This is a genomic window from Vibrio sp. 10N.222.52.B7 (assembly GCF_041474275.1).
Lineage (GTDB): Bacteria > Pseudomonadota > Gammaproteobacteria > Enterobacterales > Vibrionaceae > Vibrio > Vibrio crassostreae_C.
In genome coordinates, this window is the sequence record NZ_JBFRTU010000181.1 from 1 (window position 1) to 647 (window position 647).

A 647-nucleotide genomic window follows, 5' to 3' on the forward strand; every position below is an offset into this window, starting at 1 on the left:
AGAAGCGATTGAGATGGCTCAACGCCTAATGAAAGAAGAAGGTATTCTTGCAGGCATCTCATCTGGCGCGGCAGTTGTAGCAGCAAACAGAATCGCCGAACTACCTGAATTTGCAGGAAAAACTATCGTTACTGTACTACCAAGCTCTGGTGAGCGTTACCTAAGCACAGCCCTATTTGCTGGCATCTTTACGGAAAAAGAGAACCAACAATAATATGTGGTCAAATCAATTTTTCGTCCAAAAAAGCCCCGTTTAGGGGCTTTTTTGTTGATCCCTGCCCCACCTTTGGTAATATCAGGTCTGTTTTATTTTTCGCTTCAAAATAAAAGAAGCAATAAACAAATTCTGAAAGTCATGAGTACTCAGCAAAAGACGACCATGGCTGGATAAAAATTTATAACCAGTCTAAGTTCTAACACGAACATGGCGTACTAGCCTCTAGCGCATTTGGGCTAAAGCAGTTAAGCTAATCTGGTTACAAACTTACAAAAAATAAATTAATTGGGGTATATAAAATGTACGAGAAGCAAGTAGAAATCACAGCAGAAAACGGTCTTCACACTCGTCCAGCTGCACAGTTCGTTAAAGAAGCAAAATCTTTCGACGCTGACATCACAGTGACTTCTAACGGCAAAAGCGCTAGCGC

The 647-nt window shown here is 41.3% G+C and carries 1 protein-coding gene and 1 pseudogene; both read left to right on the forward strand.

The window, feature by feature from the left end; all coding sequences use genetic code 11:
- Positions 1–214, forward strand: a pseudogene (locus tag AB4512_RS22185) (cysteine synthase A); the annotation flags it as partial.
- A 302-nt stretch (positions 215–516) separates the two neighbouring features.
- Positions 517–647: HPr family phosphocarrier protein (locus AB4512_RS22190; protein ID WP_372175706.1), on the forward strand; the 131-nt coding region annotated here is incomplete at its 3' end.